Annotated in this window: 22 protein-coding genes; 7 read left to right on the forward strand and 15 right to left on the reverse strand. The window is 71.9% G+C overall.

Annotation, left to right across the window (positions count from 1 at the left end):
* Positions 1–106: 106 nt before the first annotated feature.
* The 4 genes from ACIBQ1_RS57845 to ACIBQ1_RS57860 form a co-directional block, all read right to left on the reverse strand.
* Positions 107–1,531: an FAD-binding oxidoreductase gene (locus ACIBQ1_RS57845; protein ID WP_397291806.1), complete on the reverse strand. Its 1,425-nt coding sequence runs from the start codon at positions 1,529–1,531 to the stop codon at positions 107–109.
* Positions 1,532–1,595: 64 nt separating this feature from the next.
* Complete coding sequence (locus tag ACIBQ1_RS57850) at positions 1,596–1,946, reverse strand: VOC family protein (protein WP_397291808.1); 351 nt, start codon at positions 1,944–1,946, stop codon at positions 1,596–1,598.
* Positions 1,947–1,951: 5 nt separating this feature from the next.
* Positions 1,952–2,743: a helix-turn-helix domain-containing protein gene (locus ACIBQ1_RS57855; RefSeq protein ID WP_397291809.1), complete on the reverse strand. Its 792-nt coding sequence runs from the start codon at positions 2,741–2,743 to the stop codon at positions 1,952–1,954.
* A gap of 9 nt (positions 2,744–2,752) precedes the next feature.
* On the reverse strand, positions 2,753–4,810 hold the full coding sequence (locus ACIBQ1_RS57860; protein ID WP_397291810.1) for a prolyl oligopeptidase family protein: 2,058 nt from the start codon (positions 4,808–4,810) through the stop codon (positions 2,753–2,755).
* A gap of 286 nt (positions 4,811–5,096) precedes the next feature.
* Between ACIBQ1_RS57860 and ACIBQ1_RS57865 the strand changes: the two genes are divergently transcribed.
* The 3 genes from ACIBQ1_RS57865 to ACIBQ1_RS57875 are packed head-to-tail and all read left to right on the forward strand — an operon-like array spanning position 5,097 to position 6,655.
* Positions 5,097–5,603, forward strand: a complete 507-nt coding sequence (locus tag ACIBQ1_RS57865; protein WP_355374175.1) for an HNH endonuclease — start codon at positions 5,097–5,099, stop codon at positions 5,601–5,603.
* 47 nt (positions 5,604–5,650) lie between these two features.
* Positions 5,651–6,451: a GNAT family N-acetyltransferase gene (locus ACIBQ1_RS57870; protein ID WP_397291811.1), complete on the forward strand. Its 801-nt coding sequence runs from the start codon at positions 5,651–5,653 to the stop codon at positions 6,449–6,451.
* 3 nt (positions 6,452–6,454) lie between these two features.
* Positions 6,455–6,655 (forward strand): zinc ribbon domain-containing protein, encoded by a 201-nt coding sequence (locus ACIBQ1_RS57875; protein WP_397291813.1) that lies wholly within the window; start codon positions 6,455–6,457, stop codon positions 6,653–6,655.
* Positions 6,656–6,702: 47 nt separating this feature from the next.
* Here ACIBQ1_RS57875 and ACIBQ1_RS57880 read toward each other — a convergent pair whose 3' ends face one another.
* From ACIBQ1_RS57880 to ilvD, 3 genes are all read right to left on the reverse strand, one after another.
* Positions 6,703–7,578 carry a serine hydrolase gene (locus ACIBQ1_RS57880; RefSeq protein WP_397291814.1) on the reverse strand — a complete coding sequence of 292 codons (876 nt, stop codon included), beginning with the start codon at positions 7,576–7,578 and terminating at the stop codon, positions 6,703–6,705.
* Positions 7,579–7,646: 68 nt separating this feature from the next.
* The gene (locus ACIBQ1_RS57885; protein WP_397291815.1) at positions 7,647–8,141 is read right to left on the reverse strand and encodes a helix-turn-helix transcriptional regulator; all 495 of its coding nucleotides are present in this window, start codon (positions 8,139–8,141) and stop codon (positions 7,647–7,649) included.
* Positions 8,142–8,294: 153 nt separating this feature from the next.
* Positions 8,295–10,133 (reverse strand): dihydroxy-acid dehydratase, encoded by a 1,839-nt coding sequence (gene ilvD / locus ACIBQ1_RS57890; protein ID WP_397291817.1) that lies wholly within the window; start codon positions 10,131–10,133, stop codon positions 8,295–8,297.
* Between the two features lie 145 nt (positions 10,134–10,278).
* On the opposite strand from ilvD, the gene ACIBQ1_RS57895 reads away from it, so the two are divergent.
* Entirely contained in the window at positions 10,279–12,975 is a 2,697-nt protein-coding gene (locus tag ACIBQ1_RS57895; protein ID WP_397291818.1) for a hypothetical protein, read from the forward strand.
* Here ACIBQ1_RS57895 and ACIBQ1_RS57900 read toward each other — a convergent pair.
* Complete coding sequence (locus tag ACIBQ1_RS57900; protein ID WP_397291819.1) at positions 12,972–13,781, reverse strand: thioesterase family protein; 810 nt, start codon at positions 13,779–13,781, stop codon at positions 12,972–12,974. The two genes, ACIBQ1_RS57895 and ACIBQ1_RS57900, sit on opposite strands and share 4 nt — an antisense overlap.
* 69 nt (positions 13,782–13,850) lie before the next feature.
* Here ACIBQ1_RS57900 and ACIBQ1_RS57905 point away from each other — a divergent pair, with 69 nt between their 5' ends.
* Positions 13,851–14,570, forward strand: coding sequence for a TetR/AcrR family transcriptional regulator (locus tag ACIBQ1_RS57905; protein ID WP_397291820.1), 720 nt, complete (start codon positions 13,851–13,853; stop codon positions 14,568–14,570).
* A gap of 49 nt (positions 14,571–14,619) precedes the next feature.
* Here ACIBQ1_RS57905 and ACIBQ1_RS57910 read toward each other — a convergent pair whose 3' ends face one another.
* A complete protein-coding gene (locus tag ACIBQ1_RS57910) occupies positions 14,620–15,396 on the reverse strand; it encodes a nuclease-related domain-containing protein (protein ID WP_397291822.1) in 777 nt (258 codons plus the stop codon).
* A gap of 256 nt (positions 15,397–15,652) precedes the next feature.
* On the opposite strand from ACIBQ1_RS57910, the gene ACIBQ1_RS57915 reads away from it, so the two are divergent.
* Both ACIBQ1_RS57915 and ACIBQ1_RS57920 read left to right on the forward strand, forming a co-directional pair.
* The gene (locus ACIBQ1_RS57915) at positions 15,653–15,943 is read left to right on the forward strand and encodes a hypothetical protein (RefSeq protein WP_397291823.1); all 291 of its coding nucleotides are present in this window, start codon (positions 15,653–15,655) and stop codon (positions 15,941–15,943) included.
* Positions 15,944–15,950: 7 nt separating this feature from the next.
* Positions 15,951–16,313, forward strand: a complete 363-nt coding sequence (locus ACIBQ1_RS57920; protein WP_397291824.1) for a DUF5130 family protein — start codon at positions 15,951–15,953, stop codon at positions 16,311–16,313.
* Here ACIBQ1_RS57920 and ACIBQ1_RS57925 read toward each other — a convergent pair.
* The 6 genes from ACIBQ1_RS57925 to ACIBQ1_RS57950 form a co-directional block, all read right to left on the reverse strand.
* Positions 16,310–17,260, reverse strand: coding sequence for a hypothetical protein (locus ACIBQ1_RS57925; protein WP_397291825.1), 951 nt, complete (start codon positions 17,258–17,260; stop codon positions 16,310–16,312). The genes ACIBQ1_RS57920 and ACIBQ1_RS57925 overlap by 4 nt on opposite strands.
* A 106-nt stretch (positions 17,261–17,366) precedes the next feature.
* Positions 17,367–18,641 carry a protein kinase gene (locus ACIBQ1_RS57930; protein ID WP_397291826.1) on the reverse strand — a complete coding sequence of 425 codons (1,275 nt, stop codon included), beginning with the start codon at positions 18,639–18,641 and terminating at the stop codon, positions 17,367–17,369.
* A gap of 10 nt (positions 18,642–18,651) precedes the next feature.
* Positions 18,652–20,904, reverse strand: coding sequence for a TIM-barrel domain-containing protein (locus tag ACIBQ1_RS57935; protein ID WP_397291828.1), 2,253 nt, complete (start codon positions 20,902–20,904; stop codon positions 18,652–18,654).
* Entirely contained in the window at positions 20,901–21,998 is a 1,098-nt protein-coding gene (locus ACIBQ1_RS57940) for a glycoside hydrolase family 15 protein (RefSeq protein ID WP_397291829.1), read from the reverse strand. The genes ACIBQ1_RS57935 and ACIBQ1_RS57940 overlap by 4 nt, the downstream gene beginning before the upstream one ends.
* 19 nt (positions 21,999–22,017) lie before the next feature.
* Complete coding sequence (locus ACIBQ1_RS57945) at positions 22,018–23,274, reverse strand: ABC transporter substrate-binding protein (protein WP_397291830.1); 1,257 nt, start codon at positions 23,272–23,274, stop codon at positions 22,018–22,020.
* A gap of 12 nt (positions 23,275–23,286) precedes the next feature.
* On the reverse strand, positions 23,287–24,045 hold the full coding sequence (locus tag ACIBQ1_RS57950) for a carbohydrate ABC transporter permease (protein ID WP_397291832.1): 759 nt from the start codon (positions 24,043–24,045) through the stop codon (positions 23,287–23,289).
* Between the last annotated feature and the right edge of the window lie 31 nt (positions 24,046–24,076).

Here is a 24,076-nt window from a genome sequence, read left to right on the forward strand (position 1 = left end):
GCACGCTGTCTCACCAGCCAGGTCATACCGCGATGACGATCACCACAGCAACCTGGCGATCTTCACACAACCCGACGTGCGGAAAACGGGGCTAGGCGCCTCCCGCTCAGTCCGGACGGATGTTGTGGTTGAGCCGGAACACGTTGCCCGGGTCGTAACGCCGCTTCAGCGCCGTGAGGCGGCTCAGATTCCGGCCGAAGGTGCTGCGGACCACGGCTTCGCTGTTCTCGTAGAAGCCGGGGAAGTTCACGTATTCGCCCCCGGACGCGTACGGCTCCACCGCGGCGTACACCCTGCGGACCCAGGCGATGCAGGCGTCATCGTGCCGGGCGTGCTCCCAGTTGGCCTCGATGGCGAGCAGCAAGGGCGCCGAGCGCCCGCCGAACGCCGAGTCCTCGGGAGGCACGCGGCTCACGGCTCCCCCGAGCTGCCAGAGGTCGAGCGTGCTGTCGGGTGTCGGGGCCGCGTCGTTGAGGCCGGCGAGGAGGTCCACCGCCTCGTCGGGCAGGTCGCCGAGGAAGCGGGACTTCCAGTAGTACCGCTTGGTGTGCGCGGGGTAGTCCGCGTCGAGGTAGTGCTGCACGTCGAGGTAGGACATGGCGGCGCTGAGGTCGGCGATGGGGGAGCCGTACTCCCGCAGCGGCTCCAGCGCCCGCTCGCCGTCGGCCGGGCTTCCGCAGTGCATCGCCAGGTACAGCACGACAGGGCTGCCGTGGTACTCGGCGGGGATTTCGTCGATGCTCGGCGCGTGCCACAGGACACCGAGCGCGCTGATCTCCTCGGGCGCGGTCGCCTGCCACTGGCGGAAGAACCTCAGCGCGCCGCTCGCGTCCGAGCGCGGGTGCATGACGACGGCGAAGAACACCTCGGGGCCGACGGGATGGGCGCGGTAGGTCAACGACGTGACCACGCCGAAGTTGCCTCCGCCTCCCCGCAGGGCCCAAAGCAGGTCCGCGTGGTCCTCGGGCCCCGCTGTGACCAGCCGGCCGTCCGCCGTCACCACGTCGGCATGCAGGAGATTGTCGCTGCTCAGCCCGTACCGCCGGCGCAGCCAGCCCAGGCCGCCGCCGAGGGTCAGGCCGGTGACGCCGGTCTGGGAGACCACCCCCATGGGCACGGCCAGCCCGAACGCCTGCGTCTCATGGTCGAGGTCGCCGATGGTGGCGCCGGCCTGGGCCAGTACGGTGCGTCCCGCCGGGTCGACGTGGACCGCTCTCGACGCGGACAGGTCGATGACCAGGCCGCCGTCGCAGACAGCGTTGCCCGAGACGTTGTGGCCCCCGCCGCGCACGGCCAGGAGCAGGTCATGCTCGCGGGCGAAGCCGACGGCGGCCATGACGTCGGCGGCGCCGGCGCAGCGGGCGATCAGGCCGGGACGCCGGTCGATCATTCCATTCCATACGCCGCGTACCGTGTCGTACCCGGGGTCGGACGGCCTGACCAGACCGCCCCGTATCTGCTCCGCGAAGCCCTCGACGTAGCGCTCGGGGACCGTCGCGGTGGCTCCTGACCTGGCGATTAGCTCAAGCATGGCCCCTCCCCATGCAACCAGGGGTACTCCTGCCCTCCTCAGAGGCAGGTAGGCATGTGCGGGGTCATGGCCGGTACGTCCCGAAATACCAGGGGTTGCCCTCCGGGTCCTTGCAGGCGTACTCGCGCGACCCGTACGGCTGGTCGACGAGCTCCATCGTGATCCCGGCCCCGGCGACCCTGGCGCGGTCGTGATGCGCGTCGGCGTTCTCGACCGCGATGTAGATCCCCGGCCCGCCGGCCTCACCCGGGCCGATCATGATCAGATCGTCGCCGGCCATCAGCTCGGCGTGGTTGATCTCGCCCTGGTCGTCCTTCGACACCTCATGCACCCGGAACCCGAACGCGCTGGTCAGGAAGTCGATCGCGGCCTGGCAGTCGTGGTAGCGGGCTATCGCGTAAACGGTTCGGCTCATGAGGCTCAGGATGCCGGGTGCGCCGCCGTGGGTCTTGGACGAATCTGACCTGGCGTCGTGTCGCCCAGCACCCGGAACTCGCGATTCATGTGCGCCTGGTCGTAGAAGCCGCATTCGGCCGCCACGGAGGCGATGTCCGGCCCCGACCGCAGCAGCCGCATCGCCCGCCCGAACCTGATCACCCGCGCCGCCGTCTTGGGCGGCAGCCCGACCTCGTCCTGGAAGCGGGCGACGAGGTGGCGATGGCTCCAGCCGAGCGACTCCGCGAGGGAGGACACGCCCACGCGGCCCCCCGACTCCAGCAGCCGCGCCCAGGCCCACGGCACCTCGGGGCGCAGGGAGGGCCCGGCGACGATCCGCGCGCGGAGCAGCCGGTCGGCCAGCGCCAGCCGGTCCGGCCACGACGGGGTCGAGGCCAGCCGGTCGAGCGCCGTCTCCGCCCACGGCCCCAGCAGGTCGCCGAGCGGCAGGACGAGGTTCGTCAGGTGCCGCATCGGCACGCCGTACAGCCTCCTGGCCCCGAACGGCGTCAGCACCACCTCCACGCCCTCGCACGGCCCCATCGTGCGCGTGACGGTGAAGCGGTCGCCGAGCCCGCCCGAGAACGCCGTGACCCGCCGCCCGCCCGCCTCCATCGGCGCGCCGAACGCCAGGACGAGCACGGCCCCCGGCATGGCCGTCTCGGACCGCACCACGGGCGTGTCGTAGTGCTCGCGGTAGGCGCACAGCCGGGTCACGTAGGGCCGCAGCGCAGCACTGGGGGTGGCCTCCACCATGGCCAGCCCCAGCGTGCCCATGCGTCGAGGCTATAGGCCCGTGTGCCGCGCGAGGAAGGTGAGCGTGTCGGCCGACAGATCGACCGTCCTGCTCACCGACCGGGCGCCGTGCCCCACCTCGGTCTCGTTGCGCAGCAGCACCGGGCGGTCGCCGGTCGAGGCGTGCTGCAGCGCCGCGCACATCTTCCACGCGTGCAGCGGGTGAACCCGCGTGTCGGACTGGAAGACGGTGAACAGCGTCGCGGGGTACGGCACCGACTCCTGGACGTGGTGGTAGGGCGAGTAGCCCAGCAGCCAGCCGAACTGCTCGGGGTCCTCGGCGGCGCCGTATTCGACGTTCCAGGTGGCGCCGAGCCCGAACTGCTCGTACCTGACCATGTCGAGCAGCGGCGCCGAGCACACCACGGCCGCGTACAGCTCGGGGCGCTGCGTCAGCGCGGCGCCCACCAGCAGGCCGCCGTTGGAGCCGCCGGAGATGCCGAGCTGCCCGGGCGTGGTGACGCCGGTGGCGATGAGGTGCTCGGCCGCCGCGTGGAAGTCGTCGAACACGTTCTGCTTGTTGCCGAGCATGCCCGCGCGGTGCCACTCCTCGCCCTCCTCGCCGCCGCCGCGCAGGTTGGCGATGGCGTAGACGCCGCCGGCCTCGACCCAGGTCAGGACCGACGCCGAGTAGCCGGGGGTCATCGACAGGCCGAAGCCGCCGTAGCCGTACAGGATGGTGGGCCGCGGCTCCGGCGTGTCGTCGTCGGGCGAGATGATCAGCATGCGGACGTCGGTGCCGTCCTTGGACCGGTAGACGACCTGCGAGGTGCGCACCGGGGGCACCTCGACCGCGCCGGGGGAGGCGGCCCAGAGCGTCGTCTCGCCGGTCCTGGCGTCGTAGCGCTGGATGGAGGGCGGCCGGGTGTTGTCGGTGTAGGCGAACCACGCCTCGTGGCCGCCCTCGGGACGCTCGGAGATGCCGCCGATGGAGCCGAGGCCGGGCGTGGGCACCTCGCCGACGCGCTCGCCGGTCCGCAGGTCGTGGACGGTGATCTCGCTGATCGCGTGGCGGGTCCAGCCCACCAGCATGACCGGGCGCTCCAGGTCGTCGAGGATCGCGAAGTCGTTCAGCACCGCCTCGGGGTCCTCGGGGATGAGGTCGCGCCAGGTCTCGTAGCCCGGCTCGGCCGGGTCGGTGACGCACACCCGGGCCCTGGACGCGTCGCGGTCGGTGTGGACGTAGAGCCTGCCGTCGCGGCCGAACATCAGCCCCGCCTGCGCGTCCACGCCCTCCTGCACGACCCGCAGCTCCGGCCGGTCGATCGGGGACGCGGCCAGGTCGGCCACCCAGATGTCGTTGCGCGGCGCGGTGCCCTCGTGCGCAGAGACCTGCAGCCAGCGCCCGTCACGCGAGACCGAGACGCCGTAGTAGTTGGTCATCTTCAGGCCCTGGCCGAAGATCATCACGTCGTCCTCGGTGGAGGTGCCGACGCGGTGCAGGTAGACGCGGCGGTGGAACTGCGACTCGTTCTCCGGGACCTCGGTGCTGGGCAGCCTGCGTACGTAGTAGTAGGCCTCCCCGCCGGGCAGCCACGCGATGGGGGAGTAGCGGCAGCGGTCGATCGGCCCCTCGACCCGCGCGCCCGTGGTGACGTCGATGACGTAGAGGATCGACTCCTCGTTGCCGCCCACGGAGATCTGGTACGCCAGCAGCCGCCCTTCCTTGTCGGGCTGCACGGCGTCGAGCGTGGTCAGCCCCGACGGATCGATCGCCATCGGGTCGATCAGGGCCCGCTCGGTCCCGTCGGGCTCGACGACGTAGTAGACGGCGTGCTCCTGGTCGGGCGTGCGGCGGGTGAAGAACTGCCGGCCGCCGCGCCACGCTGGCGCGCCGACCGAGCCGGACTTGAGCAGCTCGGCGATCCGGCTCTTGAACCGCTGCGGCCCGCTGCTCCGGCTGAACAGGTCGGCCTGCTCCAGCAACCACCCCTTCGTCTCGGGACTGTCCGGATCCTCAAGCCATCGATAAGGATCTGGCACGGGTGTGCCGTGCAGGGTGTCGACGGTGTCTTCGCGGCGTGCGGTCGGATACGGCTCCAGCTTCATGCTGGGAACCCTACTGCCAAAGGACATGCGTAAAGCGCTGGTGAAGTGGGCATAAAACGTAACGTGTGTCCCTCTGGTCCATTCCGGTTGGAGGATTTTTTGGGGTGGCGGGGACCACGGTGCAAACGCCAGACTTGGTGACAGGACGGTGCCGTGGTGACCATCCGCTGGGCCGTCCGGCGGAGGTCCACGTGACGGAAGCACAAGTGCCCCAGGAGGGGCCGACAGTCGGGACATGCCGCGGCATGTCCCCTTTGATACGCGCGCAGCAGGGAGAGGCCCGATGATGCGCCAGGTCCTGCTGCTTAATGCCACCTACGAACCGCTGACCACCCTTTCCCTGCACCGGGCCGTGGTGCTGGTGCTGCGGGAGAAGGCCGATGTCGTCCACCGTGACGGCAGGGGCGCGGTGCTGCGCTCCGCGAGCCACACGCTCGACGTGCCCTCGGTGATCAGGCTGCGAAGATATGTCCGCATCCCCTACCGGTCCCGCATCCCCCTGACCAGGGCCGCCCTCATGCGGCGCGACGACTACCGCTGCGCCTACTGCGGGCAGCGGGCCGAGACCATCGACCACGTCATCCCGCGGTCCAGGGGCGGCACCCACACCTGGGAAAACTGCGTCGCCTCCTGCACCACCTGCAACCACAGGAAGGCCGACAAGTACCTGGAGGAGCTGGGGTGGACGCTGCGCTTCAGCCCCGCGGTGCCACGGGGCGCCCACTGGAGGCTGATCGGCGCCTCGTCGATCGGGGACCCCCAATGGGCGCCTTACCTCGAGGCTGCGGCCTGATATACCGCTTTGTAAGGGAAGGCCGCCGCCTGACACCATGAGCAGGCATGTGGACCTTCACCTCAGATGTTGAGGAGTACGCCGCGGTCGCCGAGCCGTTCCTGCTCGGCGACCCGGTGCGCAACACGGTCGCGTTGACCGTCCTCGCCAACCTGCGGGCCGGCATGCCCGCGAAGGGTCCCCGGTTCGGCTGGTGGACGGCCGGCGGCGAGGTCCGGGGCGCGGTCTTCCACACCCCGCCGCATCCGGTCGGGCTGGCCGACATGCCCGTCGAGGCCGTCGCGCCGCTCCTCGCCGAGTTCGGCGACGTCCCCGAGGTCGTGGGCCGGGTGGAGCTGACCTCCGAGGTCAAGCGCCTGCTGGGGGAGCCGGGGCGCCTGGTGCCCGAGCGGCTCTACCGCCTGGGGACGCTCGCCGCCCCCGGCACGCCTGGGCGCGGCAGGCTCGCCGCTCCCGCCGACTTCCCGCTGCTGGTCAGCTGGTATCAGGCGTTCGCCGCGGAGGTGCGGATGGGCATGGGCGACGACGCGACCGAGTCGGTGGCGCGGCGGCTGGCGGCCCGCGAGCTTTTCGTGTGGGAGGCGGGCGGGGCGCCTGTCTCGCTGGCCGCGCTCTCCCCGGCGGTCGGCGGGGTCTGCCGCATCGGGCCCGTCTACACGCCGCCCTCGTGCCGCAGGAACGGCTACGGCGCCGCGGTCACCGCGTACGCCAGCCAGACCGGCCTGGCCGAGCGCTGCGACCAGGTGGTGCTCTTCACCGACCTGGGCAACCCGACGAGCAACGCCATCTACCGGTCGATCGGTTACGTGCCCGTCTCCGACTACGAGCACATGACCTATTACGCTTAGGGCATGCCGCGTTATGACTTCCGCTGCCGCGCCTGCGGCTCCACGTTCGAGGTCTCCCGTCCCATGTCGGCCTCTGACGACCCCGCCACCTGCCCCGAGGGCCACGGCGACACGGTGAAGCTGCTGTCCACGGTGTCGATGACGGGCGGCGCCACCGCTCCCAAGGCGGGCGGAGGCTGCTGCGGGGGAGGGTGCTGCTCCTAGGAGGCCGGGCTCCCGGCACACACGCTCCTGGCGCGTCTGAGGGCGTCCTAGAACACCTGGGCGGCGGTGAAGGTCGTCTGAGAGCGCGTCAGCGCGTCCACCGCCAGCCGGGCGAGCCCCTCGACCGTGTCGATCCCCGTCTCCATGGTCGGGCTGCGCTCCGACAGCACCGCGATGAGCACGTCGTGCCCGTCCACGCCGAGCTGCCCCACGCTGTTGATCGTCCACAGCCCGTCGTGCGCGTCCACGGGCAGCCACCCGTTCTTGAGCGCCACGTCGCCCCCCGCCGCGCTGACTCCCCACGCCTGCGACGGCTCCACGGACGACATGAGCTTCAGCGCGTAGCGCCGGTGGCGGTCCGGCAGCGGCCCCCCGGGATCGGTGAGCCACTCCAGCACCTTGACCTGGTCGGACGGCCGGCTCCGGGTCGTTCCCCAGTACAGCCCCGGCCCCGGCCACGTGTGCTCGATGCCGAGCCGGCGCAGGACCCGGGTGAGCCCCTTCTGGCCGCCGATCATCATGTAGAGCTCGTGGGCGCAGTCGTTGTCGCTCTGGCGGATCATCTTGGAGGTCAGCGTGCGCTCGTAGGCGCTCAGCTCACCGACCTTGCCGAGCAGGAAGGCCAGCAGGATGTCCACCTTCGCCACGCTGGCCAGCACGAACGGCGTGCGCTCGCGGTAGGCGTACCTGACGCCGGTCGTGCGGTCGTAGACGGCCAGGGCCGCGCGCCCCGGGCGTTCGCGCAGGTAACGATCCAGCGTACGGTCGAGAGCGCGCCGCGCGGCAACGGGCAGCACGCTCTCGACGACCACCCCGCCCGGCCGCCCGTAGGAGGCGGCCTGGGGCGGGACGACGGCTGACGGGTTCGCACAACCGGCCACGGCCAGCAGGGCACCGACGAGAGAGATCCGCCGAACACGCATGTGCGGGAGCCTGCCAGCCGCCACCCCAAAGGCCGGGGGCGCGACGGGTCAAACGCCGGTCAGTTTTTCTAGGCGGCCTTGGTGCGCTTGCGGCGCTGGAACGGGAGGAACCGGTCAGCCAGGTGCGGACGGGACGGCGTGAGCGTGGGCTCGACCGCGATGATCCGGTCGAACCTGAACGCCCTGATCGCCCGGCGCATCCTGCACACGCCGACCAGATACCAGTATTCGCGGTGGACCAGGCACGTCACCGGCTCGACGTCGCGCGCGGTGACGATGCCGGAGGCGTCGCGGTAGTGGAGGCGGATCATGAGGCGGCTGGTGATGGCATCGGCCATGAGCCTGGCTCTGGAGGCGACCTCGACGGGCAGCGGCTCGGTCAGCGTCGTGAGCGTGGTGGCGATGACGTCGTCGTCGAGCTCCAGGTGCTCGAGTGCGTGTTGCAGGCCACGCCGTGCGGTGACGGCCTGCGGGCCCGCTCCGAGGTGAGCGAGGGAGAGGGCGAGGGCGGCGATCTCGGCGGTCGTCAGCGGGCGAGTATCGTGCTTCACGACTGTCGTCATACCCCAATATTAGAGACGACGACCGACAATTTTCGAAAACCTGTGCGGCAGGCAAGGTCCTTGTCACCTGCCGCACAGTGTTCTCCGGCCGAGCCGCGCTCGGCGGTCCTGTGATGGATGTCCTCGCCGCGCTGCGGATCCATCACAGGTTGCTCACCGCGACAGCTGGGTCAGATCCCGCGAGGCGCCCGTGGACGCGGACGTGGTCATCGCCGCGTACGCCTGCAGCGCGACGCTCACCGGCCGGTTGCGGTCGCGCGGCCGGTATCCGCCCAGGTCGGCCAGGAGCCGCTCGCGCCGCTCGGCCAGCTCGGCCTCGGGCACCCGCAGCTCCATCGACCGGCTGGGGATGTCGATGTCGATGATGTCGCCGTCCTCGACCAGCGCGATCGTCCCGCCCTCGGCGGCCTCGGGCGAGGCGTGGCCGATGGACAGGCCGGAGGTGCCGCCGGAGAAGCGGCCGTCGGTGACCAGCGCGCAGGCCTTGCCGAGGCCCTTGCCCTTGAGGAAGGACGTCGGGTAGAGCATCTCCTGCATGCCGGGACCGCCCTTGGGGCCCTCGTAGCGGATGACCACCACGTCGCCCTCCTTGACGCGCCCGCCGAGGATGCCCTCGACCGCGTCGTCCTGCGACTCGAACACCACGGCGGGACCGCTGAACTTCCAGATCGACTCGTCCACGCCGGCCGTCTTCACCACCGCGCCGTCGCGCGAGATGTTGCCGTAGAGGACGGCCAGACCGCCGTCGGCGGTGTAGGCGTGCTCCAGGTCGCGGATGCATCCCGCCGCGCGGTCGAGGTCGAGGTCGTCCCAGCGGTTGTCCTGCGAGTACGCCTTGACCGTGCGCACGTTGCCGGGGGCCGCGTGCCAGAGCTCGACGGCCTCGGGCAGCACCGTGGGCGACTGCGCGTCCCAGTCGGCCAGCAGGTCGCCCAGCGTGCCGCCGTTCACGGTGGGCACGTCGCGGTGCAGCAGCCCGGCCCGGTCGAGCTCGCCCAGGATGCCCGGGATGCCGCCGGCGCGGTGGACGTCCTCGATGTGGTACTTGTTCGTGGCCGGGGCGACCTTGCAGACGCACGGCACCCGCAGCGAGATCTCGTTGATCTCCTTGAGCCCGAAGTCCACGCCGGCCTCGCGGGCGGCGGCCAGGATGTGCAGGATCGTGTTGGTCGAGCCGCCCATCGCGACGTCGAGCGTCATCGCGTTCTCGAACGCGTCGCGGGTGGCGATCGAGCGCGGCAGCACCGAGGCGTCGTCGTCCTCGTAGTAGCGGCGGGTGATCTCCACGAGCTGGCGGCCGGCGTCCTCGAACAGCTTCTTGCGCGCCTTGTGCGTGGCCAGGATCGTGCCGTTGCCGGGCAGCGCGAGGCCGATGGCCTCGGCCAGGCAGTTCATGGAGTTGGCGGTGAACATGCCGGAGCACGAGCCGCAGGTCGGGCAGGCGCTCTCCTCCATCTCCAGCAGCTCGGCGTCCGAGACGGAGTCGTCGGCGGAGGCGATCATCGGGTCGATGAGGTCGAGCTTCTTGCCGGGGATCTTGCCGGCCTCCATGGGGCCGCCCGAGACGAAGATCGTCGGAATGTTCAGCCTGAACGCGGCCAGCAGCATGCCCGGCGTGATCTTGTCGCAGTTGGACACGCAGATCAGCGCGTCCGCGCAGTGCGCGTTGACCATGTACTCGACGGAGTCGGCGATCAGCTCGCGCGAGGGCAGCGAGTAGAGCATGCCGCCGTGGCCCATCGCGATGCCGTCGTCCACGGCGATCGAGTTGAACTCCCGCGGGATCGCCCCGGCCTCCCGGATCGCGGCCGACACCACCTCGCCGACGTCCTTGAGATGCACGTGGCCCGGCACGAACTGGGTGTAGCTGTTGGCCACCGCGATGATCGGCTTGCCGAAGTCGCTCCCGGCTACGCCGGTCGCCCGGAGCAGGGCCCGGGCACCGGCCATATTCCTGCCGTGGGTGACTGTACGTGACCTGAGGGCGGGCATTGGGCATCTCCCATCGCTAGCGAGTCTTCACATGTTACGGCCACTGCCCGGCAACTGAGACACGTGTCCATACATCGGACGGTTGGTTACCGGATCGAGCCCGAAAAAGCGCCTTCCGCACCCGATCTCGTGTTACAGAGATCAGATGAGCAACGGGGCAGTCATGCTCGACGACCCCGCCAGGGTCGGCAACTTCATCCACACCATAGACCGCCTGTGCCGCAGGCCGGCCAGGGGCGAGGGGGTACAGGACTCGCCGCACGTCGCCAGGCAGCCGCTGCTGGCCAGGTGGCGAGGAGGGGAGGACAAGAAGCAGCACGTCGACCGGATGGGCGTCCCGCTGGTCCGGCTGAGCGAGGCGGGGCGCTGGCCGGAGATCCTGGCGCCCCAGGGCAGGCAGGCCACGCACGTCATCTCGCGCGAGATCCCGCGTGCCCGCCCCGACATCCAGCCGGGCGAGCCGGTGCCGAAGATCCTCTCCCGCGTCGTGTCCGCGCTGCGCGGTGCGAGGCTGCGCTTCCCCCGCTACGAGCTGACCGCCCGGGTCGTCGAGCGGCTGGACGAGTCGTACGGCAAGGAGGATCAGGCCGGCCGCGTGCTGCGCGAGTCCGACCGCAACTGGGGATGGGGCGTCGACACGGCGGGCAGGGGTGCCGAGCACGTCCCCTTCCCGATCAACCTGCTGCTGAGGCTGTTACCCGGGTTCCTGCACGACCTGCGCCTCAGCGGGCGCGTGCCCGGCCTCGGCGGGCGCTTCCGCTGGCTGCGGCGCGCGCTGTCGGAGGACGACCCCAAGGCGCGCGGCGTCGCCGCCCTGCTGGCCGACGTGGACCCGGCCGACGAGCAGGGCGTCGCGCGGCTGCTGCTGCGCGCGTTCATGGACGACCTGGGCGCGCAGTTCCGGCGCTCCCCGCTGCACGTGCGGGGCGCCGGCCACCTCTTCTACCCGCTGCTGCTGCTCAACGAGCACGGCGACGCGCTCGTCGAGCTCGTCGAGGAGCGGCGCGCGGACCTCGGCAGGTTCGATCCGGTCGTGGTGGTCTCCTGCACGCCGGACGCCGTGCTCCTGGAGGACGACGAGGATCCGGTGTGGCGCCTGATCCGCTGGCGGCGGGAGCTGGTCACGGCCGAGACCCCTGAGGCCTGGCACCGGGTGCTGGACACGCCGATCGGCCTCTCGGCGCCGCCCGTCCCCGACGACCTGACCAGGTACGACGTCGCGGACACCCCGTGGGTGCCGCCCGCCCGCCTGGTGCCGTGGTGGTCGTCGTGGACGGCCATCGCGCTCTTCTGGATGGCCCTGGCGGGCGCCGTCGGCGCGTACGCGGGCCAGACCGCCGCCTGGCACCGGACCGCCTGCGCCACCGGCCTGTGGACACCGTGGACGGAGAGCGGCAGGCAGCTGGCCGGCACCGAGTGCGTGGGAGTGGCCGAGCCCGACTACCTGTTCTCGCCGGGCAACGCCGAGATGCGGCAGGTCCAGGCCGTGCTCCAGCAGGAGAACGAGCGGGCCGCCAAGCTGCACGAGGGCAGCGACCGGCCGTACGTGACGATCGCCTACCTCGCGGCCCTGACCTCGACGGACCGCGACGCGCTGGCCGCCGCCCGCGAGGGCCTGGCGGGCGTCGCCATCGCGCAGAAACGGCAGAACAGCTCCGCCGGCGCCAGCGAGCCGCTGGTCCGCATCCTCCTGGCGAACGCGGGCGGCAGGATGCAGCACGGGGCCGGCATAGCCCGGCTGCTGCTGCGCTACCGCGACGAGGAGGCGCCCATCGTGGGCGTGGTGGGCCTGGACCAGAGCCGCCAGGAGACCGTCGCGGCCATCCAGGAGCTGGGCAAGGCCGGGCTGCCCATGGTGGCCTCGACGCTGTCGGCCGACCGCCTGGTGAACGAGTCGCCGTTCTACTTCCAGGTCGCACCGCAGAACTCCCGCCAGGCGTGGATGGCGGCCGCCTTCGCCGACTCCCTGGTCAAGAAGGGCGAGGTGAAGCGGCGGGCCCGGGTCTACTACTCGCACGACGTGACCGACTACTACGCCTCCAACCTCAAGGAACGGGCCGTCGCCCGGCTGGAGGAGCGCGGGTTCGCGGTGGAGGGGCTCAGGTTCACGCCCGTCGGAGGGGCCAAGCCGGGCCCCGACGACCGCAGCGACGACGCCTACGCGGGGGAGCCCAGGGACGCGGGGGTGTCGGCGTGCGGGTTCGACGGGCTGGTGTACTTCGCCGGGCGCGGGATCCCCGACTTCGCCGAGTTCGTCAAGGGGGTGGCCGACAAGTGCGCCGCGTCGCCGCCGACCATCCTCGGCGGCGACGACGTCAGCAGGTACGTCGCGGACGTGCGCATCAGGTCGGCCGTCAGCGGCGTGGGCTACTACTACGAGTCGTTCGCCGCAGCGCCGAACAAGTGCGGAGAGCCGCAGCGCCACGACTTCTACGCGGACCTGTTCGCCACGTTCCCCTTCGAGTGCGAGGAGCCGGGGCCGGGCCGGACGCTGGACGGTCACGCCGCCCTGGCCTACGACGCCACGGAGACGATGATCACCGCCATCCGGCGGCTCGGCAGGGAGCGGCACCGCGTGCCGGTGAACTCGTACACCGTCTGGCGCCAGCTCGGCACGCTCTTCACGCCGGACCAGAGCGGGCACGCCATCGAGGGCGCCACGGGCGCGCTCGACTTCGGCGCGGGCTCGCCCCGGCAGTACCCGCTGGACAAGGCCGTGCTGATCCTGCGCGCCAAGGGGGCCGAGCGGCCGGCCCAGGTCGGCCTGTGCGGCGACGTCACCCGTTCCAGCCGGAGCGAGATCTTCCCGTGGTGCGCCTCGGTCCCGGAGATCTACCGCTAGGCCGGCAGGCGTACGGCGGCGAGCTGGGTCGCCTGGGCCACCAGGCGGCCCTTGTCGTCCCAGACGTGGGCCACCTCGTCCATCCGGTCGCCGCCGACGTCCGTGGCCGCCAGCCGCACCTTGACCGGCCCGGGAGCGGGCAGCCTGCGGATGTACGCCGAGAGCTGGATCGTCGGCACCCATCCGGACAGCCCCAGGTCGAACGACACCGGCGGCACCGGGTCGAGCGCCACCAGCAGGCTCAGCGGGTCCCAGTCGGAGCCGTCCGCCAGCCGCTGCCAGCTCGCGATGACGCCGTTCCGGGTGGGGGCGCCGAAGGCGAAGGACAGGTGCTCGGGGACGATGCGCTCCTCGACCACGGCCATCAGCGGCACCGTGAGGTCCGTGCCGGGAGGGTTGGTGGGGGCCAGGACGCAGTCCTGCTCGGGCGGCAGCTCGACCGGCTCGTGCGAGGACCACCAGGGGCCGGTGTCGTCCAGCAGGCCGAGCGTGATGTGCGACTCGACGCGGAGGCGGCCCTCCTGCACCAGCGCGGCCCTGACCTGGGCCACGCTCCTGCCGACCCGCAGTGTCTCCACCCGGGCGACGGCCTCGCCGGGCTCGGGCGGCTCGATGAAGGAGCCGCTGACGGCCGTCACGTGCGGATGGTCCGCGCCCGCCGGGCTCTCGCAGGCGGCCCTGGCGAGCACGGCCAGCAGGTAGCCGCCGTGCAGCCGGTTGCCGACGCTCCACTGGGCGTCCAGCACGGCCCCGAACTCGCCGTCGCCGCGGTCGGTCACAGCGGTCGCTTCGCTAAAAGTCCCCATTTTTCAGTAAATCCTTTCCCCAAGGTCTCAGATTGACACCGTTAACCTGACGGCGTCAACCTGAGAACCATGACCACCAGACGCGTACGCGCCAAGCGCGGAGAGGGAGTGCTGCTGCGCGAGGAGATCCTGCGCGCGGCCGAGGACCTGCTGGCCGAGTCCGGCAGCGAGGAGGCGCTCACGCTGCGCGCGGTCGCCATGCGGGCCGGCGTCTCCACGCCCTCCGTCTACCTGCACTTCGCCGACAAGGAGGCGCTCGTCGAGGCGGTCTGCATGCGGGTCTGGGGCGAGCTCGGCCGGTTGTTCAGCGATAACCTGGGCGGCGACCCGTTCCTCGCCCTGGGCAGGTGCGGGCGCGCCTACGCCCGCTTCGCCCTGGAGCATCCGGTGCAGTACCGGGTGCTGATGATGCGGGCCTCGCCCGGGCCGGGCGTGCCGCCGGCCGCGGCCGAGTGCTTCCGCCACATGGTGAACGCGGTCTCGGCCTGCGTGGAGACCCGCGTGATCGAGGGCGATCCCGAAGAGCTCGCGCTGGGTCTGTGGTCGGCCGTGCACGGCTGCGTGTCGCTGCTGATCGCCCAGCCGTCGTTCCCGTGGCCGCGCGACAGGGACGCGCTCATCGACCACATCGTGCGCATCGCCGGGTTCGGCACCGCGGTGTACTCGCGCCTGCCGAAGACGCTCCCGCCGAGCGCGGACCTGGCCGCCGCCCTGGACGACTTCGGCGCGCGCCTGGCCTCAGGCGGCGAGCAGCCCCGCGGGACCGAGCCCGGCGGGGCAGGGGAATGACCTCTGGCCCGGACCCCGCCATATCGAACGGGTATGTCCGGGCCGGGGCCTAGTCTTCGCCGTAGCGGGCGGGCAGGACCTGGGCGGCGATGTCGAAGATCCGGTCGATCTCGCCGTCGGTCAGGGCCCGCTCCCGCTTGGTGATCCACCTGCGCGCGCGGTCGCCCTGGTAGACGTCCACGCCGCGGATGGTCATGATCTTCCACGGCACCGGCGGGCCGTAGATGGCGAGCGAGGGCACGACCGCGACCTCGCGGCCGAACGACTTGGTGATCAGCTCGCTGGCCTGCGACGCCTCCCACTTCGCCTCGGTGAGGCGGGCCTTCTTGTCGAAGGGGCCGTGGAAGAGCTTCTTGCCCATCTGCACGCGCACCGGAAGCCGCTTGTCCCACTTCTCGGAGTCGACCGCGTACACGCCGGTCGGGCCCACCACGAGGTGGTCGATCTGGGCCTCGCTGTTGGGGATCGCCCTGGCGTGGAGCGTGCGATAGCCGCTGCGTTCGAGCTTGCGCAGCTGCGCCTCGGTGCGGCGCTCCGCCACGGACGTGCGCCGCCAGGCGGGCACGGTCGAATGGGATCGCGAGCGATAGATCGCCTCCGCGACGCCCGCGATCACTCCCGCGGTCACGCCCAGCCGCCAGTCGCTCACGAGGAAGCCCACCACCACCGCGACGCCGATCCCCACCAGGACGCGGTTGCGCAGGCGGCGGACGCGCGGTTGTTGCAGCAGGCTACGCACGGACGCGCGTTCGACCGGCGCGTACGTGGAGGTGGGCGCCGAAGGCTTCGCGGCGGCGGTCTGCTCGCTCTCTGGCCGGTCGCTCACCCAGATTGGTGACGCATTGTGACCGTCTTCTCGCTGGATGTCGGAGTCCACGTCACTCACCGTAGCTCGGAGATCGGAACGTTTCCTAGTGTTGCCCTGTCCATAGTTTTATGGCCCAGCTCATCGTGTTCCACGCATGTTTTCGGGGTATGTTCTACGTTCTTCTCTAGAGAAGTCGTCTCAAAAAAGATCTTACCTGGTGGACACTCCCACGTGGGGTCTGGCCCGCTGAGCGCATCGGGATTACGTTCATGATGTGTACAGCGCAGGCGAGATTCTGCTCTTTCTCATCGGGGTGTCGTTCGGGCTGTTCATCGTGATCAGCCTGCTGGTCATGCTGCCGGGGCGCAGCGCGCAGCGCCGGGTGGAGTCCGGCCCGGTGTGGCTGGGCGGGCCGTCCAGGAGCGAGCGCGGTGTGAGCACCTCTGACCTGGTCCTGGCCGGCCGGGTGGCGCGCTGGGCGGACGTTCCGGAGCGCGACTGGGTGGCCGCCGCCGAGAGCGCCGAGCCCGGCAGCCGCGTCGGCGGGGCCTCCGCGGGATGGTGATGTGACGATGCGAGGACTGACCGCCTCACAGGCCGACGACGTCAGGCGCGCTCTGCATACCGCCGAGCGGCGCAGCGGGCTGCGGTTCGGGGTGTTCCTGGGGGATCCGGTGGGCTCGCGCCGCCACTTCGCCGAACGCCTGCACGCGGCCCTCGGCGAGGAGGCCGACGACGCCGTGGTGCTCCTCGTCGACCTGAAGGGCCGCGCGCTGGAGATCGTGACGGGCGAGCATGCCCGCAGACGGCTGTCGGACGGGGCCTGCCGGCTCACGGCGATGTCGATGGCCACCGCGTTCAGCGTGGGCGACCTGGTGGGTGGCCTCCTCTACGGCATCGCCGCCCTGGGAGAGCAGGCCACCGCACGCCGCTAGAGGCGTTCGAGCAGGCCCACGATGTGCTCGCTGACGCCGTTCAGCAGCGTCGAGGGCTCGATGGGCGCGGCGGTGACGGCCGAGAACAGCGAGGGCAGCCCGGGGAGCGGGAAGCCGTCGTCCTTCGTGGCCGCGGCCCCGACGGGGTTCTTGTCGAGGGCGGCGCGGCTGCGCTCCCAGGCGTCCAGCACCTCCTCGGGCGACGGCACCCCGAACCCGTGCCCCACCGGGGCCGCGTGCCGCAGCCGGACGAGGGGGCTTTCGGCGAAGGCGAGCGCCGTGCGGGCCCGGACGTGGAGGTCGGCGCGCGCCTCGGGCGCGATCCAGTCCATGGCCGTGCACGGGTTGCGGCAGGTGGCGACGCAGACGGCGAGGGCGCCGGCGACCTGGCTGTGCTGCCGGTCGAAGTACGCGCGCCAGCCCTCGCCCGGCTCGACCGACACCCGCAGCGTCCGGTTGGTGGCGGACTGCTCGGACTTGGTGTGGTCGCACTCCCGGTCGCCGATCACGCCGAAGCGGCTGCCCGGCGCGCTCAGCCCTTCGGGCCAGCGGGCCGGGTCGCCGGCGTGGCCGAGCTGGGGCTCGAAGGCCAGCAGCGGCAGGTATTCGCTGGCGATGTGGACCGCGGCGATCATCGGGCTCAGCTCGCGCCGGTGCCACCGTACGGCGATCACTTCGAGCAGCAGGCCGTACGCGGGCCGCAGCGACTCGAGCGCCCCGCGCGGCTGCTCGCGCGGTGTCTGCGGCATGTGGCACGCCCGCGCGCGCCGCCGCAGGTCGGCCGGGACGCCCTTGGCCTCGGCCGCGAAGTCCTCGGCGTCGAGGGTGATCAGCCGATGCCCGAACTCGCACACCTCGGCGATCTCCGTGGCCGGCGCGAGCGCGCCGAGATCGGCGAAGGCATGGCGGCGGGCCAGGGCGATGAGCAGGTCGCGAGTCGAGTCCATCCAGAGACTCTCTCACGACCGGCGAGCGCCCGAGGCCACGCGACGGGGCGTCACGGGCAGTGCCTCACGGGCGCGGGGTCACGGGCGCGGGGTCACGGGCAGGGGGTCACGGGCAGGGCGAGCGGATGCACTGGATCTCGCCCGAGGAGTGGCTGATCGTGGGGTCGGCGGTCGGCGGCTCCTCGGGGCCGGCCGTGGTCGGCTCCGCCGTGGGCTCGGGCTCCGAGGCGGTCGGCGTGGGGGTGGGCGTCACGGTCGGGGTGGCCGAGGCCGAGGCGCTGGGGCTCGGCGCGGGCGTCACGCTGCCGTGAGCCGTCGGCTTGGGGGTCGGGGCGCGCCTGGCCGGGGGCGTGGACGGCTTCCTGACGCTCGGCGAGGGCGGGGAGACGGTGACCGAGGTGGCATCCACGGTGGGCGGCACCTCCTCGACGGTGGACGTCGGGTCGGCCGGGCGCAGCCAGACCGACCCCGCCACCACCCCCGAGATGATCACGGCGGCGGCCGCGGTGAGCACCGCCCGCATCGTGCGGTGACGGCGCGGTGCGAGCGGCCGGTCCGGGGCGGCCAGCGCCCTGCGCGCGGCCTCCGCCATCGCCGCGGCCGAGGGCCAGCGCCGGTCGGGCGTCTTCTCCAGCGCCCGCGCCACCACCTGGCGCGGGCCTGGTGGCACGTCGTCGGGCAGGCGCGGAATGGGGGCGTTGAGGTGCTTGAAGATGATCTGTACGGGGGTGTCGCCCTGGAACGGGAGCTCCCCCGTCAGGCACTCGTACGCCACCACGCCCAGGGCGTAGACGTCGACCGCCGGCGTCACGTCGCTGGCCGTGGCCAGCTCGGGGGCGCAGTAGCCGGCCGAGCAGAGCATCGTGCCCGTGGCCGTCAGATGACCGGCCGAGGCCGAGTGGGCGATGCCGAAGTCGGTGAGCACCACGCCGCCGTCGGCCCTGATCATGAGGTTGGCCGGCTTGACGTCGCGATGGACGATGCCCTGCGCGTGCGCGGCGGCCAGCGCGTCGCCGACCTCCCCGACCAGCCGCATGGTGGCCTCGGCGCCGAGCGGGCCGCGCCGCAGGACGCGGTCGAGCGACTCGCCGCGCACGTATTCCATCACCAGGAAGCTGACCTGGCGGTCCTCGACCTCGCAGATGCCGTAGTCGTAGACGTCGACCACGCCGGGATGCCGGAGCGTGGCCATGGCGCGGGCCTCGTTCTGGAAGCGCTGGGTGAAGGCCGGGCTCTCCGACAGCGCGGGCATGAGCACCTTGACCGCCACCGCGCGCCCGAGAACCGTGTCGTCGGCACGCCACACCTCGCCCATGCCGCCGCCGCCGAGACGGCCGGCGAGCACGTAGCGATCATTGAGAGTGGTCCCGGCCCCAAGCACGTACCCGAGGCTAACATCGTGCCCGGGATGCTATCGGCAAGTCGGTGAACACTCCCGCGAGGCGTGTCCAGTGCGTCTTCGCGCAGGTGACGGGCGGGCGATCGAGCTCGGCGGACAGCGTCACCTCCCGGCCGCCCGCCAGGTCGCGCCCGGTCCAGACGTCGACCCATTCGCCGTCCGGAAGGTAGACCGAAATTTCCGAAATACCGGGTTCGGTCACAGGGGTCACGAGGAGCGCGTCCCCGAGTTTGTACTGCAGCGGATGCCGCCAGACGCCCGGGTCGCGCGGGTGGTCGAAGAACAGGCCGCGCATGAGCGGGGCGCCACCGCCGACCGCCGTACGGGCCTGCTCCACCAGGTACGGCACCAGCCGCTCGCGCAGCTCGGCCAGCCGCCGGAACACCGGGATCACCCGCTCGTCCCCGGTCCGGGCGGCGACGTTCCACGGCGTGCGGTCCCTGAGGGGCGCGCGATGGTGGTTGAACTCGGAGTGGTACTGCATGATCGGCATGAACGCCGCCGCCCCGGCCGCCCGCAGGTACAGCTCGGCCCCCGGCACCTCGCCGGAGAAGCCGGCCAGGTCCCAGCCCCAGTAGACGATCCCGCAGGCGGAGGCCGTGATCCCGGCCCTGATCGACGACCTGAACGCCTCCCACGTGGAGTCCTCGTCCCCGGCCCAGAACGCGCCGTGCGGCTGCGACCCGGCGAACCCGGCCCGGCTGAACGTCACCGGCGCCTTGCCGCACGACCGCAGCAGGTCGCCGAAGGCCCGCGCGTAGTGGACGGGGAACAGCCCGTTGCCCTCCGCGCCGTCGCGCCCGTCGGCGTAGCGCAGGTCGTGGCCCCAGGCGTGCTCGCCGCCGTCCGTCTTGAACCCGTCGACGCCCACCTCCTCGACCAGGTAGCGGCGCTTGGCCGTCCACCAGTCGCGCACCTCCTGGGAGGACAGGTCGGGCATGAGCGCGAGCGGGAACCACCAGCCCCGGTTGCGGTAGGGGCGGCCGTCGGGCTCGCGCACGCCGTACCCGCGCTCGACGAGCTGCCCGGCGTCCACGGCCGCCTGGTGCCTCGGGTGGGGGCGCGTCTTCTGCAGCGGGATCTGCCAGAGCAGCACCTTGACGTCCCTGCGGTGCAGCTCGTCCACCATGCCCTTGGGGTCGGGCCAGGGCCCGTCGGGCGGGAAGGCGTAGTCGGCCAGGCGGTGCGGCTCCTCGGAGGGCTCGTACTCGGCCCCTCTGAACGCCGTGAACGTGCTCTCGTCGCTCCACGCCTCGATGACCAGCGCGCCCACGGGGATGCCGTGCTCGCGGTGCCGGTCCATCTCGGCCAGCACCCGCTCCTGCGTGTTCCATTCGTTGCCGCTGGCCCACAGGCGGAACACCCACGGCGGCAGCTCCGTGGGCCGCCCGACGTCGTCGAGGAAGCCCCGCAGGACGTCGGCGGGCGCGTCGCCGTCGTGGAAGCGCACGCCCAGCTCGCCGTCCCGGCCCACCTCGGCCTCCACCAGAATTCGGCCGGGCGCGGAGGCGGCCACGTCGTACCAGGTGCGCCGCGAGGTCCGCACGTGCCAGCCCCAGCTCGCGGCCCCGCCCACGACCATCGCGAACGGCATCGGCAGGTAGGTGCGGCCGTGCCGCCCCTGCGCCTTGTACTGCTCGAAGACGACCGCGTCCAGCTCGCGCCCGCGCTGGTCCACGGCGTCGAACCGCTCGCCGAACCCCACGACGTGCTCCTCCGGCCCCAGCGCCAGCTCGAACCGCGCCCGCAGCGGCCCGTCGCCGTCCGACAGCCACCGCACGCTCCCCGGCACGATCCGGTCGGCACCGGTGACGTCGAGCTTTCCGCCGGCGTCCGACCAGCTCGCCGCCGACACCTCGAACCACCTGCCCGTACGGGTCGCGCCGCCGACGGTCGTGGCGCGGAAGCGGTAGGCGTACCGGTGCCCGGCCCGCAGCGCGGGCGTCCGGACGGCCCACGACCCGGCGGCCGCCCGCGCGGCCCGGGCCTGGGCGGCGGCGAGATGCCCGCCGTCAGTGTCCGCCCCTGGGCCCGCACCTGGGCCCGCACCCGTGTCGCGCCTGGTCAGGGGGAGCTCGACCGGCGGCGCGCCGTCGGCGGCCCACTCGCACACCACGGCGACCACGTTCGCCGAGGCCCGCACCCGCAGCTCCACCGGCTCCCCGTCCACGGGTCTGGCCGGGACGCGCTGGTCCTCCGTCTCGGCGTACGGGTGCCCCGAGCCGTGCGGCCGATGCCGGATCATGCGTGTACTCCCAACTCGTCGGCGAGGATCAGATACATGCCGTGCGACCACAGCAGCGGCGTGGCCACGGGCCCCCAGCGGTCGAGCCACTCCTGCCGCCGCCCGGGCGCCAGCAGCAGGTCGGACACCTGCTCGGGCAGGTCGCCGTCGGCGGTGGCCTGGGCGGCCATCCAGTCCAGCCGGCGCCGGGCCGCGGCGGGGCGTCCCGCCCTGGCGTGGTTCCAGCCGAGGAAACCGGCCAGCAGCACCCACCGACCCCCGCCGTAGAAGGTGTCGGCGAGGTAGCGGTACACCCCGCCGTCCCTGGCGAGCGCGCGCTCCACCGCGGCGACCGTCGCCGCCCCGACCGGGTGCGCGGCCGGGTAGAGGCCGAACGGCTCCACGCACGCGAGCAGGCTGGCGTCCACGGCGTCGCCGCCGAGCCACTTCCGCAGCCGCGGCGGGCCGGACCCGTCCCGGGTGAGGCCCTCACGCTCCACCAGCGCCGCGATGCCCGCGACCGCCTGCGCGGCCGACGCCTCCTCGGCCGCGCTCAGCACCCCGAGCGCGGCGGCGGCCCGCAGGCCCGCATGGATCGCGCCGAGCGTGGCCACGTGCCGCCGCTCGACGTGCTCCTCCCACCAGTCGTAGCAGGGCAGGTGCCAGAACGCCGCCAGGTACCGGACGGCCGTCCTGACCCCCTTCTCGACCCCGGGGACCACCGCGCCGTGCCGCGCGCAGTGCTCGCGCAGCGCCCAGAGCCACGTCCCGTACCCGTCGAGCTGGAAGTCCCACCAGTCGTCGCCCCCGTCCGCCCCGTCGAGGGTGAAGCGGGTCGGCAGCATCTCCGCGACCGGTACGGCCTCGCCCCGGGCGGCCCGCGAGACCAGCGAGTCCACCTGGCCCGCCCGGTCCGCGACCACCCGGGCGCACCAGGCGTGGAAGGCGTTCGCCCCGGCCACGTCGCCGTGCCTGCTCACCCCCTCGGCGATGAACGCCCCGTCCCGCAGCCACGAGTAGCCGCGGTAGGCGGAGAAGGTGGGCGAGGCCGGATAGGCCCCGGTGGGGGACTGCCACCTCTTGATCACGTCGAGGCTGTGCGCGACGAGGGACAACGAGAACTCTCCTAAAAGATCAGCCGAGCAGGGCGTCCACGTCGGCGGCGGCGGCCTTGAGGGCGTCCGCCACCGGCTTGCGCCCGGCCGCGGCCTCGCCGAGCTGCTTGGTCACCGCGTCCTGCATCTCCTGCTGCCGCTTGATGACCGGCGGCAGCGCGATGGACTTGAGCGAGTCGAACACGGCCTGCCGGTTGGCCGGCTTCGGGTCCTTGAGGTAGCCGGCGAGCACCTGCTGGTCGGCCACCGGCGGCAGCTCCCAGGAGGACTCGACGCGCGTGGTGGCCGCGGTGTCCGACGAGGACAGGAAACGGGCCCACGCCCCCGCCTCCTGGGCGTGCTTCGTGCTCGACGAGGCGGCCACCGCGTTGTGGAAGACCGCGCTGGCCTTGGCGGCGTCACCGGGCTCGACGACCACGTCCCACGCGAACGGCACGTCCTTCAGCCCGGCGAACTGCCAGATGCCGTTGTGCCACATGGCGAGCTTGCCGGACTTGAAGAGGTTCGTGTCGTAGTCGGCGGTGCCGCCGATCTCGGCCTCGGTCGGCATGGTCCTGCCCACCTTGGAGACCAGCCACTGCGCCGCCTTGACGCCCTGCGGGCTGTCGAACGCCGCCTTCTTCCCGTCGGCCGACAGGAACTCGCCGCCCGCCTGCTTGAGCGTCTTGTAGAACTCGAAGAACTGCACCGGCTGGAAGTCGCCGTACACGCCCTTCTTGCGGTCGGTCAGCTTCGCGGCGGCCGCCTGCTCGTCGGCCCAGGTCCAGTCCGCCGTGGGCAGGGCGACCCCGGCCTTCTCGAACAGGTCCTTGTTGTAGAAGAGCACGACCGTCGAGAACGACGCGGGCAGGGCGTACTGCTTGCCGTCGTGCTTGAACGCGTTGAGCGACTCCTGGGCGTAGACCGAGGTGTCGCCGCCGCCCGCCACGCCGCCGAGGTCGAGCAGGGAGCCGGCGCCTGCGTAGGTGACGAAGTTCTCGTAGTTGAGCTCGAACGTGTCTGGCGCGGTGCCGCCCGCGATGCTGGTCTGGAGCTTGGTGAAGTACTCGTCGAACGGCGCGGTCTCGACGACCACGTCCACCTTCGGGTTCTCCTTCTCGAAGGCCTTCTCGATCTTGTCCAGGTCTTTGACGTGGTCGGGGGCCGCCGAGAACGTGAAGTACCGCAGCGTCACCCGGCCGTCGGTGCCGGTCGTGGCCTTCGTGGCCGAGCCCTGGGCGCAGGCGGAGGCGAGCAGCGCGGTGGCCGCCGCAACGATGATGAAATGTCTTGACATGGGGGGATTCCTTTACTTGAGCCCGCTCTGCGCGACGCTGGCGATGACGTGCTTCTGCGCGAAGACGTAGAGGACGAGGATCGGTACGACGCTGGTCACCGAGCCCGCCATGACCACGTCCCACTCGGTGGTGAACTGGCCGTGCAGCGTCGCCAGGCCCAGGGGGAGGGTCATGAACTCGGGCGACTTGATGATGATCAGCGGCCAGAGGTAGCTGTTCCAGCTGGCCATGAAGCCGAAGATGGCGAACGTGGCCAGCGCCGGGCGGATCAGCGGCAGCACCACGTACAGAAAGATCCGGAAATGTCCGGCACCGTCCAGCACCGCCGCCTCGTCGAACTCCCGCGGCACCTGATTGATCGCCTGCCGCAGCAGGAACACCCCGAACGCCGAGGCGATCGTCGGCGCGAGCAGCGCGAAGTACGTGTCGACCAGGTTGAACGTGCGCATCTCGATGAACAGCGGCACGACCAGCACCGGCAGCGGCATCATCAGCGTCGCGAGATAGACCGCGAACAACGCGCCCCTGCCGGGGAACGGCAGCCGGGCGAAGGCGTAGGCCGCCATCGCGCTCGTGACGAGCTGCAGGGCGGTGGAGGCGGCCCCGATCCAGGCGCTGTTGAGCACGATGCGCCAGAACGGCAGCGTCTCCAGCAGCTTGCCGTACGCGTCGAGGCTCGCGCCCTCGGGCGTGAAGTCGGGCGGCACGGCCAGCACCGCGTCACCGGGCGTGATGGACGTGATCACCGCCCACGCGAACGGGAACAGCATCGCCAGTGCGCCCAGCCCGACGAGCGAGTGG

It is taken from the genome of Nonomuraea sp. NPDC050153, from assembly GCF_044460125.1.
Classification (GTDB): Bacteria; Actinomycetota; Actinomycetes; order Streptosporangiales; family Streptosporangiaceae; genus Nonomuraea.